Raw genomic sequence first — 16,804 nt, 5'->3', positions numbered from 1 at the left:
AGGTCACACAACTGCGGAGGAGGGAGTGGCGGGCGGCGGCGGTGTCGCTTTACGCGCAGCACGGGCGGTGTGCACCAATGACCAACACAGGAAACTGATGGTCAGCACACCCAGTACCCGGAAGACGTCATTGAATGCCAGTACGTTGGCTTCTCGGGTAGCGGCCTGGCTTAGCTGGGATATGCCCTGCGCATTGCGTAGGGCGGGATCAGGCTGAGTCGCGGCATAGATCTGTCCCTGAATCTGCAGACGCTGCGCGATTACGGAATTGGTGGGGTCGATGTGCGCGTTGATCTGGCTGGAGTGAAACTTTTCCCGCAGGACCTGAAACGAGCCTAAAGCTGCTGGCCCCGCCAGCCCCCCGATACTTTGAGTGAGCGAGAAAAGCACAGCGAAGCTGACCATGTAATGAGGCCCATTCTTCAGCGCACTCATCACGCCTATCAGCAACAAAGGCCCCATGAACATCCCTGCCGCCACCGACAACAGGAATTGACTGAGGAACATATTTTGCGGACGTGTCAGGTTGGTGGCATCGGCATCCATGAAACTGCCCACCGCGACCAGCACGATAGACACCAGAATCTGCGGTACGGCAGCTTTTTCGCTGAACGTCAGGGCGCTGACGAGTATCCCCGCCACAAGCCCTGCAAGCATGACTGCATACAAGGGCTGCAATTGATCGGCTGCCATGCCCAGATTCTGTAACAGGCCAACCGCGCCATAGGTTTGTTCGGAAAGGATGAAGCGCAACATCAGCGCGCCCAAGGCAAAACGTATCGTTTCGAGCGAAGCCAGCCAGCGGGTTTGCAGCAACGGGTTCTTGCGCTGGTGCTCGATCATGACGGCCACGGTCAGCAATACAATGGCCGCGATCAGGGCATAGCCTATCCACGTTTGGGTATTCCACCACTGGACGCGGCCCTGGGTCAGTACCGCAGCAAACAAACCCAGCGCAGGGGCGAGCAGGAAAAAAGTGAGAAAGTCCAGTGGTTCGAAAGCCTTGATCTGCACGCCGGGCGGCAGTTTGAGCGCCACTACGGCGGCCAGGCAGCACAGCGCCAAGCCCGCCTCGAAGACATAAAGACGATGCCACTCGCCCATGTCGAGCAAGGCGGGGGAGATCAGCCAGGCGAGCGGCGTGGCCAATTGAGAGATACCGATGCCAAGGACCAGGGCGCTCCCCATTGCAGCCTTTTTAAATGCCTGCAACATGTACATCACGGCCAGGGTGCTGACGGTCGCCCCGGCAAAACCGCTGGCGGCCCTGACGAATACCGCCATGGTGAAGCCGTCGATGAATACATGCGCAACCGTGAGCACGACATAGGCGAGCAGACCAATTTCAGCGAAACGTCGCAGACCATACTGTTGGCGAAACTTAACCAACAGCAATGCGGTAGAGATGTTCACCATCAGGTAGGCAGCCGGCAACCAGGCCGCTTCGGAGGGGGTCAATCCCAGATGCCCCTGGATATTGGCAAGGTTGGCGCTGATCAGTGCGTTGCCTAATCCCCCTGTAATGCCCAGCAACGTCGCAACAAGCGCATAGGCCAATCGCACGAACGGGCTGTGATAGGGGGTGGAAGGAGAACCTGGCATCGATGGCCGTTCATGCGCTTCCCATTTTGGCGTCGGTTCAAGGTACTCAGCCAAGCGCAGTAATCTCGATAAACCGTTATGGGCGAAGGTGCCGTTCAGTTTGCGGGATACTAGACGGGTGAGTCGAGTATTAGTTCATTTTACGACGATATCAAATCGGTCATAATGGACGGCCAAATCATGTATCTCTCCCATGACTGACAAGAAACCCTCTTCATCCCGTCCCCCTCAGCAAGCCCGCGGCCGCGAGCGGGTATCGGCGATATTGGACGCTTGCGCCCGTTTGATCCTGCTCGAAGGTGCCGCCCAGGTGACGATGCATGGCATTGCCCGAGAAGCTGGAACATCGATTGGCTCGCTCTATCATTTCTTTTCAGACAAGCAGCGAGTGCTGGAAGCGTTGGGTGAACGCCATATACAGTCGCTGGCGGTCATTACGGACGAATTGATGGCCATCGACGACAGTGTCTGGGTCGACGAAAGCGCAGAGGGCGTTATCGCTCGACTGATCGTTCCGATCCTGCGCTATACCGAGCAGCATCGGGACCTGGTTTCATTAATCTTTCCGCTCGATGGCACTTATCGTTTGAGTAACCCTGATCTGCGCCTGCGGATCGAAGGCATATACGCACGGGTGCTTCAGATCCGATTGCCAGATGTGACTGCCGAGGCACGCCAAACTTACGTCCTGGCATTGATAGGGCTGCCCATGGGCGCCTTTCAGATCGCGCAGGAAAATAATGCGTTGTCCAGGCGTATCTTGATTGAAGAGCTTCCGAGAGCTCTGACCGCTTACCTGAAAGCCCTGGAAGGACTTCATAAAGTAACTGGGTAGATGTGCGCCCAAAACATGGGTGTACCGAATGCCGTCGTGAGTCTGATGTGTGCCGCAATCCCGGAAGGTGGATTGTCCCGTACAGGCATACGGTGAATAGAAGACCATCGGCGGAAACCGTAATCCAACGATTCGTGCTTCGGTCGGGCCTTCTCGGAGAACTGCAGTACCGCGTCGTTGCCTGGTGTCAGCTTGCCCAGTGAACCCGTTGACTTTCCAATGGCACCGCCAGGCCATATTCGCTGCCGGGAATGATGCGGACAGTGAAGTCTTCTATCTCCCGGTCACCGCGCGCCTCCACAACGTAGAGCCGCGTCTGGGCATGCTCATCGGCCGGTTTGAGCGTCATGTCCAGCACTTGCGCGGGCGCATGACCGCGTTGCTCCGCATACAACTGTACGCATAGAGCATTTACGGGTAGAGCGCCAGTATCGATTGCCACTTCCACCTTGTACGTCAGTGCCGGCCCGCGGGTGATCCGAGTGTCGAGTATCTTAATCTCGTCCCAATGTTCATCCAGGGACGTGAGTCGATCTCTCAACAGGTTCGCCACGGCACTACGCTCTTTCGTCCGCTCACGGTAGCGGAGGGCGCCTGGCAGATAGTAGCGCTCGGTGTATTCGCGTACCGCCCGGTCGGCGGAGTATTCCTGCACCAGATTGCTCATGCTACTGCGGATGTGCTGGATCCAGCGCCGAGGCAGTCCATCGGCGTCGTGCTCATAGAAGGTCGGAATGATCTCGTTTTCCAGCAGTTGATATAGCTGTTCAGCGTCCCTGGCATCTGCACCCGGATCGGCTTCGGGCTCCTCGCTACCATCGCCAATGGCCCAACCCAGCCCTGGCTCATAGGCTTCTGCCCACCAACCGTCCAGTTGCGACAGGTTCAGACCCCCATTGGCCAGGATCTTCATGCCGCTGGTGCCGCTGGCCTCCCATGGACGCCTTGGGGTGTTAATCCAGACGTCCACACCGCTTACCAGATGCTGTGCCACACGCATATCGTAATCGTCGAGAAAGGCGATGCGCCCCTGGCTGTCGGTGTCGCGAATGAAGGCATGCCATTGAGCGAGCATTGCCTGGCCCTGCAGATCTGCAGGATGCGCCTTGCCTGCTACCAGCAACTGGACCGGCCATCGTGAATGTTGGATCAGATTGAGCAAGCGTTGTGGATCATGCAGCAACAGGTTGGGGCGTTTGTAGGTGGCGAAGCGGCGGGCAAAACCCAAGGTCAGAATATCGGGGTCGAACCACTGCTGACACGCGTCGATCTGTTGCAGCGATGCTCCATGAATCGCTCGCTGACGAGCCAGATGATCACGGCTATAGTCCAGCAATGCACTCCGGGCCCGGCGGCGGATATTCCAGAGGTCCTGATCACTGAAGCTGCTCAGCGCCTGCTCGGCGCTCAGTTCCGGTTCACCCCCGCTGGGTTGTCCCTTATGCCAGTGTTTCCAGGCCTCCAGTGCATCGGCGCCTATCCAGGTCGCCAGATGAATGCCGTTCGTGACATGGCCGATGGGTACCTCCGCCGCTGGCCAGCGCGGATACAGCGGTTCGAAGATGCGTCGGCTGGTGGCGCCATGCAGTTCGCTCACTGCATTGATCGCCCCCGCGGCACGACCGGCAAGCCAAGCCATGTTAAATGGCGAATCAGGCACTCCGGGCTGTTCCTGACCAAGACTGATCACTCGTGCCACGGGCTGTGCCAGCTCCTGCTGGATGTAATGGCCCAGGTACTTTTCGATCAGCGCTGGCGGAAAACGATCAAAGCCGGCGGTGACCGGCGTATGGGTGGTGAACAGGTTGCCTGCACGAGTGGCTGTCAGGGCTACCTCGAAGTCGACATTGTGTTTGCGCTGATAGCTGAGCGCACGCTCCAGCACTGCAAATGCGGCATGGCCATCGTTAAGGTGCAGCACGTCCGGTTCGACGCCGGCGGCCTCCAGCAGACGCCAGCCGCCAATGCCGAGAACCAGTTCCTGGCGCAGACGCATTTCCAGATCGCCGCCATAGAGTTCGCCGGCGATCAAGCGCACTGGCGGCGGATTGGCCGGGTCATTGGTGTCGATCAACAGCAGGCGGTTACGTCCGACATTGACTTGCCATCCACGTAACCAGATGGTCCAACCGGGGAAATGGCAGGCCAGCCGCACCGGGTTTCCGCTGCCATCGAGCAACGGCCTTACGGGCATCTGTCGGGTGTCATTGACCGGGTACAACGCTTGCTGATGTCCCTGGCTGTCGAACTCCTGACGAAAGTAACCGTGCTGCCAGAGCATGCCTACCGCCGTGACCGGCACGCCTAGATCGCTGGCCGCCTTGAGCTGATCCCCGGCCACGTTTCCCAACCCGCCGGAATAAATGGGCAGTGCATCGCTGAGCATGAACTCCATGGAAAAGTACGCGATGCAGCAGGCTTGTTCTTGCCGATGGCTTTGGTGAAACCAGCCTGGCGTGTTCAATTCGTCGTAGCGGGTCTGCGACAGCGCCTGCAACTGCGCACGAAACGTCGGCTGTCGCAGCAACCCCTCACTGTGATCGTCACTGACACTGGATAGCACCAGGCAAGGATTGCGGCTGAGCAGCCATAGATCATTGTCCATTAGCCGCCAGATCATGTCGTTCAAACTCGACCAGGTAATGCTCAGGTCGAATGCCAGCTCATCCAGGTCCATGCGCAGCTTTTCGATACTTTTTTCCAGCGCCATAAAGCCTCTCCGGTGCGTGTCACTAGCTTGGTAAAGGGCGGTTACGCGTGTTGAACTATTTCTCCTGTCTCACGGCTCGGAAGAACCGAATGCACGCCGTTGCATTGACGGCGTAAACGCCTGAGTGTGTCGCCTGTGATGACCGACGATTAGGTTGCACATGCAGCTTGCGTATTCAAATTTCCCGCTGAAGAAGTGATCTCCATAGCGATTTCATGCCGGGCAAAAAATGTTCAGAACTGAATGCATTACCGTCGAGCTGTCCGACCAAAGAGCGCATCGAAACTGTCAGGGCAATAGCACCGGAGACATTATAGAAAAACAGCTCGGGATCAACGTTTTCAAGAAAGCCATCAGCGATTGCGAGCTCAACGGTTGGCAGCAAGACCTCTTGTGCGGGCCTGATGAGGCGCTCATAGACGTAGTGGAATCTTTCATCCCTCTGGGCGATTTCCTTTATGACGAACATCGACATTTCCGGTGCATCTGCTGAAAAGTCGATCATCTGGTCAATCGCAAGCTGAAGTCGGTCCATGGACGTTCCATCGGCGAATTCGGCGGGACTTCGTGATCGACTCAGTTCCAGGACAAATTTACTTGCTATGTCATCCACGACTGCTTTCCACAGATCCAGCTTTGCGCCATGGCGATGCGCGATCAAGGCCACGTCGACGTCCGCCGCGGTAGCGATACGCCGCAGGCTGGCACCTTCGAAACCGTGCGTTGCAAAGCACGTCAATGCCGCCCGCAGAATGGCATCGGGTTTGACCTCGTCGGCTTTGGGCGGCCTGCCTCGGCGTTTGGTGAGCTCGTTGGGCATTCGGTGGATATACCTGATCTAGACGGATTGGTTGACATGTGCGTCGAAGCGACGCTTTAATCAACGCTCGATGAATTAATTTTCATGGTGGGCTAATCCTAGCACCGGATCGTGGGGGCGTCTCACTGTTGAGGGCCCGAAACGAGGCTGACCCGCTGTCGTTTCAGGGGCAGCCAACTCCCGACCTGAATTCGCAGCCACATTCGCTCGTTGCAGCTGGAAACGGATATTGCTTGAGACTTGCGCGTTGCCGTTGCGCGAATCGAACACTTTTGAACTCGCTAGGGGATTCAGTGGGCGGACCTATTCCCATGCATTGCAGCCGAGTCGCTTTGTACGCCGCACAAGCGCAGACCAGGCCACTTCGCTATGGCTGCCGAACGCCTGAATTGAACGTAAAGCCCAAGGACTAAGGTCGTTATTCATGAAAGTACCTGGCAATAAGCTGTTAGTGCCCCTGGGCGTCGTCGTTGTGTTGGTTGCAGGCTGGTTTATGTGGAAGGCCTTGAACCCTGTCGGGTTTGGCGATGGGTTTGTCAGCGGGAACGGGCGTATCGAGGCCACCGAAGTGGATGTCTCGGCAAAACTTGCGGGTCGTGTGGATGACATCCTGGTGCAGGAGGGTGACTTCGTCGAACGCGGACAGATGTTGGCAAGCATGCAAATCCAGACGCTTACGGCTCAGCGTGACGAGGCTGCCGCTCAGCATCAGCAGGCGATCAACACCGTGTTGGGCACCAAGGCACAGGTATTGGTACGTCGAAGCGACAAATTGGCTGCCGAGGCGCTGATCGCTCAACGCGAAAGCGAACTTGACGCCATGAAGCGCCGACTGAAACGTTCCGAAATGTTGTCCCGTGAAGGCGCTTTGTCGACTCAGCAATATGACGATGACCGAGCGAACGTACGAAGCGCCGAGGCGACACTGAAGGCGGCTCAGGCTCAGGTGGCAGCGGCTCAAGCCAATATTGAGGCTGCTCAAGCCGAGGTCGTGGGCGCGCAATCGGCGGTGACGGCGAGCCTGGCCACGATTGCTCGAATAGAGGCCGACATCACCGATAGCCAGCTGGTCGCGCCACGCGCCGGGCGCGTTCAGTACCGCGTCGCTCAGCCGGGCGAAGTGTTGGCGGCGGGCGGCAAGGTACTCAACCTGGTCGATCTTTCCGACGTGTACCTGACGTTTTTTCTCCCGGAAAGTGTGGCAGGGCGGGTCGCGCTGGGCAGCGATATCCGCATCATTCTCGATGCCGCACCTCAGTACGTCATACCGGCGAAGGTCTCGTTCGTCGCCAGCGTTGCACAATTCACCCCGAAGACCGTTGAAACGGCCAGCGAACGTCAGAAGCTGATGTTTCGTGTCAAGGCGCAGATCGATCGGGACCTTTTGCTGCGCAACCTCACACAGATCAAGACCGGTCTGCCCGGTGTGGCCTGGGTCAAGCTTGACCCGCAAGCCGACTGGCCAGTTGAACTGGCTGTGAAAGTTTCTAAATGACGGACGAACCCCAAGGCGATCCGTTGCCTGGCGTCGCCAGCGTCAGGGACGTAGTGCTGACCTACGGTAAGACCCAGGCATTAGCCAACATTACTCTGGATATTCCCGCAGGCCGAATGGTCGGGCTCATCGGCCCGGACGGTGTCGGTAAATCCAGCCTTCTGTCGCTTCTGGCGGGAGCCAAGGCGATACAGCAGGGCCAGGTCAGCGTGCTGGGCGGCGATATGCGCCAGGTTGCCCATCGCAATCGGGTCTGCCCACGTATTGCCTATATGCCACAGGGATTGGGCAAGAATCTCTACCCGACGCTTTCGGTCGAGGAAAACCTGCAATTTTTCGCCCGACTGTTTGGCCATGACGCCGCGGAGCGCCGTCGCCGTATTGATGACCTGACCCGCAGCACAGGGCTGTACTCATTCCTCACCCGTCCAGCCGGCAAGTTGTCAGGCGGCATGAAACAGAAGCTGGGCCTGTGCTGCGCGTTGATTCATGACCCTGATCTGCTGATTCTGGACGAACCTACCACCGGCGTGGATCCTCTGGCGCGGGCCCAGTTTTGGGACCTGATCGGTAGCATAAGGCAGCAACGGGCAGGAATGAGCGTCATTGTTGCCACCGCATACATGGATGAGGCGCAGCGCTTTGACTGGCTGGTCGCGATGGACGCCGGCACGGTGTTGGCGACCGGTTCGCCCGAGCAATTGCTGGCCAGTACCCAATCCCTGGATCTGGAAGCGGCGTTTATCGCCTTGCTGCCGGAGGAAAAGCGTCGCGGTCACCAACCGGTGCATATCGAACCGTTGGAGAACGTCGCTGAACCCGAGATCGCTATTGAAGCCCGGGATCTCACCATTCGCTTCGGTGATTTCGTGGCGGTGGATCATGTCAGTTTCCGTATTCGCCGCGGCGAAATCTTTGGTTTTCTTGGCTCCAACGGCTGCGGTAAATCCACCACCATGAAGTTGCTGACGGGGCTGTTGCCGGCCAGTGAGGGCACGGCAAGTCTGTTTGGACGCGAAGTCGACCCCGACGACATCGGTACACGACGTAGAGTCGGTTATATGTCGCAGGCGTTTTCGCTCTATAGCGAGCTTACCGTTCGGCAAAACCTGGTACTTCACGCGCAGCTGTTCCAAATGCCTGAAGAGCAGATCGGCCCGCGGATCAACGAGCTTGCCGAACGCTTCAGCCTCGGCGAGGTGCTGGGCAGTCTTCCAGAAAGTCTGCCGCTGGGGATCCGCCAGCGCCTGTCTCTGGCGGTTGCGACGGTTCATCGGCCCGAGTTGCTGATTCTCGATGAGCCGACTTCAGGCGTCGACCCGATTGCGCGCGACGGCTTCTGGAACCTGCTGATCGAGCTGTCCCGGCGCGATCGCGTGACCATCTTCATTTCCACCCACTTCATGAACGAGGCTGAACGTTGCGATCGCATTTCGTTAATGCACGCGGGCAAGGTGCTGGTCAGCGATACGCCTGGCAATATCGTTGAGCAGCGTGGAGCCAGCTCACTGGAGCAGGCCTTCATCGCTTACTTGCAAGAGGCAGCAGGCAAGTCGGAAGAAGAGCCGGCGAAGGCCCCTTCACCTGCGGTCAATCTCAAGCCGTCCAATTCCGCGGGTCAGCCGAGTTTCAGCGTCAATCGCATGTTCAGCTACCTGTGGCGCGAAGCATTGGAACTGCAACGTGATCCCGTGCGTGCGACGCTGGCCCTGATAGGGTCACTGGTGTTGATGCTGGTGATGGGTTTCGGTCTGAGTATGGATGTGGAAAACCTCAGTTATGCCGTGCTGGACCATGACCAGACCGAACTGAGCCGCAACTATGCGCTCAACCTTTCCGGCTCGCGGTATTTCAAGGAGATGCTGCCGTTGGCCGACTATCAGGATCTGGACCAGCGCATGCGCAGTTCGAAGATCACGTTGGCCATCGAGATACCGCCAGGTTTCGGGCGCGATCTGCAGAGGGGAGCACCGGTGCAGATTGCGGCGTGGATTGACGGCGCGATGCCGTCCAGGGCCGAGACGATACTGGGCTATGTACAGGGCATGCACCAGACATGGCTGCAGGATCAGGCCTTGCATCGCCTGGGCACAGCGGTTAGCGACAGTTCGTTCAGCATCCAGACCCGGTTTCGCTATAACCCGGATGTCAAAAGCCTGCCCGCCATGGTCCCGGCCATCATTCCGCTGTTGCTGCTTATGCTGCCCGCCATGCTCACGGCGCTGTCGGTCGTCCGGGAAAAAGAGCTGGGATCGATCATCAATTTATATGTCACGCCGGTGACGCGAACCGAATTCTTGGTGGGTAAGCAGCTGCCGTATGTGGCGTTGGCGATGATCAACTTTCTGCTGATGACATTGATGGCGGTCACGCTGTTCGATGTGCCCGTCAAAGGCAGCTTCATGACTCTGCTGCTGGCCGCGTTGATTTATAACGTCATCGCCACCGGGATCGGCTTGCTGGCCTCGACACTGACCAGCAGCCAGATCGCTGCGATGTTCTTCACCATGATTGGCACCATGATCCCGGCTATCCAGTTCGCCGGACTGCTCAACCCGGTGTCGTCGCTGGAGGGCGCGGCCAGATTCGTGGGTGAAGTCTATCCGGCGACGCACATGCTCAATATCAGTCGCGGCGTATTCGGTAAATCCCTGGGTTTCGATGACCTGCATAACGAGTTCTGGCCGCTGCTGGTCGCCGTGCCGTTGATTCTGATGCTGACGGTTGCCCTGCTCAAGAAACAGGATCGCTGACATGCAGTCGCTCAAGAATGTCTACCGGCTGGGAATCAAGGAGCTGTGGAGCCTGGCCCGGGATCCGACGATGCTGGTGTTGATCATCTACACCTTTACCTTTTCGGTCTACACCGCCGCAACTGCTCAGCCGGACGTGCTGCACATGGCACCCATAGCCATCGTCGATGAAGACCAATCGCCATTATCCGGACGCATTGCCTCGGCTTTTTTTCCACCGCAGTTTACTACGCCGGTGATGATCTCCCTGGAGCAGGTTGATGCCGGCCTGGACGCAGGTGACTACACGTTCACGCTCACTATCCCGCCAAACTTCCAACGCGATGTGCTGGCGAACCGGGAGACGGAAATCCAACTCAACGTGGATGCGACCCGCATGTCCCAGGCCTTCACTGGCAGCGGTTATATCCAGCAAATGATCAATGGCGAAATCACCGAGTTCGTGCAGCGATACCGCGGGGCTCAGGCCCTGCCTGTGGAGTTGGTCACCCGCATGCGGTTCAATCCTTCTCTTGAACACGCCTGGTTTGGCGCGTTGATGCAGATCATCGACAACGTCACCATGTTGTCCATTGTCCTGACCGGCGCAGCGCTGATTCGTGAGCGTGAACACGGCACCATCGAACATCTGTTGGTCATGCCGGTGACACCTCGGGAAATCATGTTGGCCAAAGTCTGGTCGATGGGCCTGGTGGTACTTACCGCCGCTGCGCTGTCGTTGATATTCATCGTGCAGGGCGTGCTGCATGTGCCGATCGAGGGCTCCATCCTATTATTCCTGGCCGGGGCCGCGTTGCATCTGTTCGCGACTACGTCCATGGGCATATTTCTGGCGACACTGGCGCGAAGCATGCCTCAGTTCGGCATGTTGATGATTTTGGTACTGCTGCCGCTCCAAATGCTCTCAGGCGGCAGCACGCCACGCGAGAGCATGCCCGAACTCGTCCAGAACATCATGCTGATAGCGCCTACCACCCATTTCGTTGAGCTCAGTCAGGCGATTCTTTATCGCGGGGCAGGGGTGATGGTGGTGTGGCCAACATTCGTGACGTTACTCATCATCGGCTCGGTGTTGTTTGCGATTTCGCTTTCGCGCTTTCGCAAAACGATCAGCCAGATGGCGTGATAGCTACGTTTACCCAAGCAGAGCAGACACTCGGATTGTCGTTTTCACCAGTAAGGGTTTTTTTGTGTCGTTGCATCATTTGAAGGGTTCGGCTCGCGTTTGGCCGGGCGCCATGTTGGTCTTACTCGTGATGGCTGCGGGTGGTTGTGCCGGGGTTAAGGTCAACACCATCGATAATCGCGATTATCTCTCGCTTCGGCGTGGCGACGTGCTGACGTCAGGGCAGCTCAGCGCGGCAGCGCGCACCGCTTTGCAAGTTGCTGGTGTCGAAGAAAAACACTGCGACGAGGCCCCACAAGACTGCCGTGAACAGGTGCGTAATAACACTGGCTTGGGTGAGGAACAGCGTCTTGCCACGCTGTCTGAATTGTGGCTACAAGAGGCCCAACATGCACACAGCTCGTTAAGTGCCGAACCGCGTACCGACGCATTTCTGGAAAGCGCGCGTTATGCCTATGCCTATCTGTTCATGACCGCAAGAACACCCAGTCAGAGAGCATTGGAGGATCGTCAGTCTCAGGTCCGCGATTACTACAACTTCTCCGTTCAGCAAGCGCTCAGCGAGTTGTTCGAACGGTATCGGGGGCATCCGCCGAAGGCCGAAGACGACCAGGGGAATTTCCGACTGCGCGCAGGTCGCTGGACGGTGTTCGGGCGAATGGAAAATGTACGTCTGGCCAACGAGCGTTCCTTGCCTCAGGGACTAATTCCGGCCTCGTCCCTGTCATTTGCCGGGCTGCGCAATCAGTATCGCCGTGACGGGGTCGGAGCCGAACTGGTGGCGGTCACCGCGAAAAAGGTGGTGAACAGCGACAGTGACGAACAGCCCTGGAGCGAGACGCCTTTTCCGGCCCTGACCGCCGTCGCTCGCTTTCCCGGTCAAACCCTTGAGCAAGTCTTGACCACCGACGAGGTCGAGCTGCTGGCCTATGACCCGTACCGGCAGGACGCTGTGAAGCTTGCCGGCAACGAAACGCCGTTGGCGGCTAATTTCACCTCGGGCTATGGTTTGTGGCTTGCGCGCTCCGGGTTTGCCCGCCAGTCATTGCTCACGCTGGTGGGCAAGGGGGAGGTCCTGAAAAAGCCTCATCTATACCTGTTGCAGCCCTACGACCCCGACCGCCATGTCGTGATCATGTTGCACGGCCTGGCAAGCAGTCCCGAGGCGTGGATCAACGTTGCCAATGAAGTGCTCGGTGATGAAAACCTGCGGCGCAATTATCAGGTCTGGCAGTTGTATTATCCGACCAACCTGCCTTTGGCGCTGAACAACGCCACGATCCGTAATGTCATTGAGCAGACGCTGCAGCATTTCGATCCCGATCAAACCGCACGGGCCAGTCACGATGTGGTCCTGGTAGGCCATAGCATGGGCGGTGTTCTGTCCCGTCTTATGGTGTCGACGTCGGGCACGGGGGTAGGGGATGCCTTGCTCTCCAAGTACAAAATGAATGACCAACAATTAGCGGCCGCGCACAGCAACCTCGACCCGTTTTTGCAATTCACCCCTTTGCCGCAGGTCAGCCGCGCGATTTTCGTCGCCGCACCGCACCGAGGGACGCCATTTGCCGAGAACCGCATTTCGCGATGGGCTGCAGGGCTTGTGCAGTTACCGGTGTCGGTGCTTGACCGGTTCAAGCAGCTCGCGCAATTGCTGGTGGTGCCTGGTAGCGCATCCTCTGCGGCCATGGCCCGGCCGCTGAACAGCATCGATAACTTGAGTGACCGCGATCCATTCGTAATGGCGGTTGCAGACTTGCCCATCTCACCTGGGGTGCAATATCACAGCATCATCGGTAACCACACGCCCTCTCTGGCACCGACCCTGTCCGATGACGGTGTGGTGCCCTACAGCAGCAGCCATCTGGCGGGCGCCCAATCGGAAAAGATAGTGCCCTCGGGGCATAGCGTTCAGGATACCCCCGAGGCAATTATCGAGATCCGGCGAATTCTTCAGCAGCATCTTCAAAGCCTGCAAGAGCCGGTGGGGGTTCGAAAATGAGCGTTGCACGCAAGCTTATCGGCATACTGCTGCGCAGCCTGGCGACCCTGGCAGGCGGGGGCTTTCTCGCCTGGGGTACATTAGCGCTGAGTTATCGACTTGCACTGCCGTCGTGGGCCTGTAACGCCTTGATCTTCGTCTGGTGTCTATGCGGCGTCGGTTTGGTCGTACTGACGTGGAGCGCACGGCCGTTGCGCGCCGTTCTCGGTTACGTCGTACTGCTGGCCAGTATTGGCGTTTGGTGGAGCAAGTTCATACCGTCGAACGAGCGAATCTGGGCAGATGACGTTGCGCGAATGACCTCCGGCAAACTCAATGGCAACACGCTCACCATGAGCAATGTGCGCAACTTCGAGTGGCAAACGGATGACAATTACCAGATCCGTTGGGAGGCACGTGAGTACGACCTGGATCACCTGGCTTCGGTGGACGTGATCACTTCGTACTGGGGAATGCCCGCTATCGCTCACATCATGGTGTCGTTCGGTTTCGATGACGGTCGATTTTTGTTATTCAGCGTCGAAACCCGAAAAGAGAAGGGCGAGAGTTATTCTGCGATCGCCGGTTTTTTCAAACAGTATGAAGTCAGCATTCTAGCGACTGACGAACGTGACGCGCTGCGGGTCAGGACCAATGTGCGCGGGGAGGACGATTATCTCTATCGCGTTGCGTTGTCAGCCCCTCAGCGCAAGGCCTTGTTGTTGTCGTACGTTGAACAAACCAATGATTTGCTGAATCACCCGCGCTTCTACAATACCGTGACTGCCAATTGCACCAGCATTGTCTTCGACATGATGAACACCATCGTCGCAGGCTTGCCGATGGACTACCGTTTGCTTCTGACCGGTTACCTGCCGGGCTACGTTTACGATGTTGGAGGCTTGCAGCCAGGTTATTCGCTTCAGGCGTTGCGTGATGCCGGTCGCATCACCGAGCGGGCGAAGTCCGAATCGGACACGGCTTTTTCCCTGCGGATCCGAGAGGGCGTGCCGGGTTGGTAACCCTTTGATTTATTCAACGGTCGATGATTTAATCGGTCCGGCCTTTACTTTGCGGGGCAGGGAATAATCAGCGCCTCGAAGAAGGCCACCGGTCCAGCACGTGCGTCCCATACTGATGGCCCATCGGATAAAGGAAGACATTGTGAAAGCCCTCGTCTATCAAGGCCCTGGCGTTAAAGTCTGGACTGACAAACCTACCCCGCTCATCGATAAACCTACTGACGCCATTATTCGCCTGCTGCACACGACGATATGTGGCACTGACTTGCACATTCTCAAGGGCGATGTCCTTGCGGTAACGCCGGGCCGAACGCTTGGCCATGAAGGGGTGGGCATTGTCGAGACGGTAGGTTCGGCCGTACGTAATTTCAAGCCCGGCGACCATGTGCTGATTTCCTGCGTCACCTCTTGTGGCAGTTGTGCCAATTGCCGCCGCCAGATGTATTCCCACTGCGCGGACGGTGGTTGGATTCTTGGCCATATGATCGATGGAACTCAGGCGGAATACGTTCGCATTCCACACGCCGACAACAGTCTTTATCCGATTCCCGCCGGTGCCGATGAGGAAGCCCTGGTGATGCTCAGCGATATCTTGCCGACCGGGTTTGAAATCGGCGTGCTTGCCGGCAAGGTCAAGCCTGGCGACAGCGTGGTGATTGTCGGGGCAGGCCCAGTGGGCATGGCTGCATTGTTGACGGCTCAATTTTATTCACCGGCTACGCTGATCATGGTCGACGGTGATAGCAATCGCCTTGAGGTGGCACAGCGTTTTGGTGCCACCCACGTGATCGACATCAAGACCGAAAACGCCATCGAGCGTATCTTTGAATTGACCGATGGCGTCGGTGTGGACGTCGCGATTGAGGCGGTGGGTATTCCGGCTTCGTTCGATACCTGTCAGTCGGTGATCGCGCCCGGCGGCAATATTGCTAATGTTGGGGTACACGGCAAGAGCGTGGAGTTGCACCTGGAGAAGCTATGGATTCAGAACATCAACATCTCCACGGGGCTCGTTAACACCAACACCACGCCGATGCTGATCAAGACCGTGCAAGCCGGCAAGATCGACGCCAGCCAGTTGATCACTCATCGCTTTGCCTTGAATGACATCCTTCAGGCATATGAAATCTTCGGCAATGCCGCCCAGGAGAAAGCGATGAAGGTCATCCTCAGCCAGTAAGACACGCCCACCCAGGATTTCAGGAGCTGCGAATGGCAACCCAGGCTTTCCCCGCTGCGATGGGCGGTTCCTTATTGGTGCTCAATGCCGGCTCCTCGAGCTTGAAGTTCTCTCTCTATCACGGTAACCCCGATGAGCAGGGCGAACCACTGGCTCAGGGGCAGGGCAGCCTGGAACGGCGGGAAGAGCAGTGGGTGCTGTCGTTTACCGACAGGTCGGGCAAAGCCGCTGAGGAACGCTGGCCGTTGCCTGCGAAAGATGGCGACGCCCCGGAGCGTTTACTGCCGTGGATCGAAGCTCGCACCGGCGCGCCGTTGGTTGCCGCCGGACATCGCGTGGTGCATGGCGGCCTCCGTCAGGAAGTCGCCGCACTGGTCGATGAGACCTTGCTGATCGAGCTACAGGCGCTCACCCCCATCGCACCGCAGCACCAGCCGCTGTGCCTGGCGCCGATTCGCTTTCTCGCGTCCAAGTACCCTGGATTACCTCAGGTGGCCTGCTTCGACACGGCTTTCCATCACACCGTTGACCCGCTTGAAACTCTTTATGGCTTGCCTCGACGAATGACTGAGGAAGGCGTGCGCCGTTACGGCTTTCATGGGCTTTCCTATGAGTACATCGCTGGAGTGCTCGGCGACTATGACAGTGCTGCTGCTGCGGGACGAACCATTGTCGCGCACCTGGGCAACGGCGCCAGTCTGTGTGCACTGCATAATGGGCGCAGTCGTGCCACCAGCATGGGGTTCACGACGCTGGACGGACTGCTGATGGGCAGCCGACCGGGCCACCTCGACCCTGGCATCTTGTTGTACCTGATGCGCGAGCGCGCAATGTCCGCGCAAGCGCTTGAACACTTGCTGTATCACGAGTGTGGTTTGCTGGGCGTATCAGGCGGCATTGCCAGCGACATGCGGACCCTGTTGGCCAGTGATCAGGTGGCCGCTCGTGAGGCAGTGTCGCTGTACATTCACAACGTGGTCCGGGAAATAGGCAGCTTTGCCGCCGTGCTGGGCGGGCTGGACGCATTGGTCTTCACCGGCGGCATCGGTGAACACGCAGCACCGGTGCGCGCCGCTATCCTGCGCGGGTGTGCCTGGCTGGGGCTCGAACTCGACGAAGAGGCCAATCAAGCATCCGCTTCGCGTCTTTCGCGATCCCACAGCCCGGTCAGGGCCTGGATGATCCCTACCGATGAAGACCGGGTAATCGCCCGGTACACCCTGAAGCTTTTACCGACACCGTTGCTCGACAGCAACCCGGATTGACCGCGAGCCTCTGGC

Annotated in this window: 11 protein-coding genes; 8 read left to right on the top strand and 3 right to left on the bottom strand. The window is 58.0% G+C overall.

Annotated elements, in window-relative coordinates; translation table 11 throughout:
* Nucleotides 1–3 precede the first annotated feature (3 nt).
* Nucleotides 4–1,602 carry an MFS transporter gene (locus BLU48_RS16000; RefSeq protein WP_057023565.1) on the bottom strand — a complete coding sequence of 533 codons (1,599 nt, stop codon included), beginning with the start codon at nucleotides 1,600–1,602 and terminating at the stop codon, nucleotides 4–6.
* Nucleotides 1,603–1,795: 193 nt separating this feature from the next.
* Here BLU48_RS16000 and BLU48_RS15995 point away from each other — a divergent pair, with 193 nt between their 5' ends.
* A complete protein-coding gene (locus BLU48_RS15995) occupies nucleotides 1,796–2,437 on the top strand; it encodes a TetR/AcrR family transcriptional regulator (RefSeq protein ID WP_057023566.1) in 642 nt (213 codons plus the stop codon).
* A gap of 187 nt (nucleotides 2,438–2,624) precedes the next feature.
* Here BLU48_RS15995 and glgP read toward each other — a convergent pair whose 3' ends face one another.
* Together glgP and BLU48_RS15985 are read right to left on the bottom strand one after the other, a co-directional pair.
* Nucleotides 2,625–5,147 (bottom strand): alpha-glucan family phosphorylase, encoded by a 2,523-nt coding sequence (gene glgP / locus BLU48_RS15990; protein WP_057023567.1) that lies wholly within the window; start codon nucleotides 5,145–5,147, stop codon nucleotides 2,625–2,627.
* A 175-nt stretch (nucleotides 5,148–5,322) separates the two neighbouring features.
* Nucleotides 5,323–5,967 carry a TetR/AcrR family transcriptional regulator gene (locus BLU48_RS15985; RefSeq protein ID WP_057023568.1) on the bottom strand — a complete coding sequence of 215 codons (645 nt, stop codon included), beginning with the start codon at nucleotides 5,965–5,967 and terminating at the stop codon, nucleotides 5,323–5,325.
* Between the two features lie 424 nt (nucleotides 5,968–6,391).
* On the opposite strand from BLU48_RS15985, the gene BLU48_RS15980 reads away from it, so the two are divergent.
* The 7 genes from BLU48_RS15980 to BLU48_RS15950 all read left to right on the top strand — a co-directional run bounded on the left by BLU48_RS15980 (nucleotide 6,392) and on the right by BLU48_RS15950 (nucleotide 16,789).
* Nucleotides 6,392–7,462, top strand: coding sequence for an HlyD family secretion protein (locus BLU48_RS15980; RefSeq protein WP_057023569.1), 1,071 nt, complete (start codon nucleotides 6,392–6,394; stop codon nucleotides 7,460–7,462).
* Nucleotides 7,459–10,215, top strand: coding sequence for a ribosome-associated ATPase/putative transporter RbbA (rbbA, locus tag BLU48_RS15975; RefSeq protein ID WP_057023570.1), 2,757 nt, complete (start codon nucleotides 7,459–7,461; stop codon nucleotides 10,213–10,215). The genes BLU48_RS15980 and rbbA overlap by 4 nt, the downstream gene beginning before the upstream one ends.
* Before the next feature lies 1 nt (nucleotide 10,216).
* Complete coding sequence (locus BLU48_RS15970) at nucleotides 10,217–11,341, top strand: ABC transporter permease (protein WP_057023571.1); 1,125 nt, start codon at nucleotides 10,217–10,219, stop codon at nucleotides 11,339–11,341.
* A 112-nt stretch (nucleotides 11,342–11,453) separates the two neighbouring features.
* Nucleotides 11,454–13,343: an esterase/lipase family protein gene (locus BLU48_RS15965; RefSeq protein WP_082636658.1), complete on the top strand. Its 1,890-nt coding sequence runs from the start codon at nucleotides 11,454–11,456 to the stop codon at nucleotides 13,341–13,343.
* Nucleotides 13,340–14,344, top strand: coding sequence for an Lnb N-terminal periplasmic domain-containing protein (locus tag BLU48_RS15960; protein ID WP_057023573.1), 1,005 nt, complete (start codon nucleotides 13,340–13,342; stop codon nucleotides 14,342–14,344). The genes BLU48_RS15965 and BLU48_RS15960 overlap by 4 nt, the downstream gene beginning before the upstream one ends.
* Nucleotides 14,345–14,486: 142 nt before the next feature.
* Complete coding sequence (locus BLU48_RS15955; RefSeq protein WP_057023574.1) at nucleotides 14,487–15,524, top strand: zinc-dependent alcohol dehydrogenase family protein; 1,038 nt, start codon at nucleotides 14,487–14,489, stop codon at nucleotides 15,522–15,524.
* Nucleotides 15,525–15,556: 32 nt separating this feature from the next.
* The gene (locus BLU48_RS15950; RefSeq protein ID WP_231988974.1) at nucleotides 15,557–16,789 is read left to right on the top strand and encodes an acetate/propionate family kinase; all 1,233 of its coding nucleotides are present in this window, start codon (nucleotides 15,557–15,559) and stop codon (nucleotides 16,787–16,789) included.
* Nucleotides 16,790–16,804: the final 15 nt, after the last annotated feature.

Source organism: Pseudomonas synxantha, from assembly GCF_900105675.1.
Lineage (GTDB): Bacteria > Pseudomonadota > Gammaproteobacteria > Pseudomonadales > Pseudomonadaceae > Aquipseudomonas > Aquipseudomonas synxantha.
This window is presented reverse-complemented; position numbering and strand designations above follow the sequence as displayed.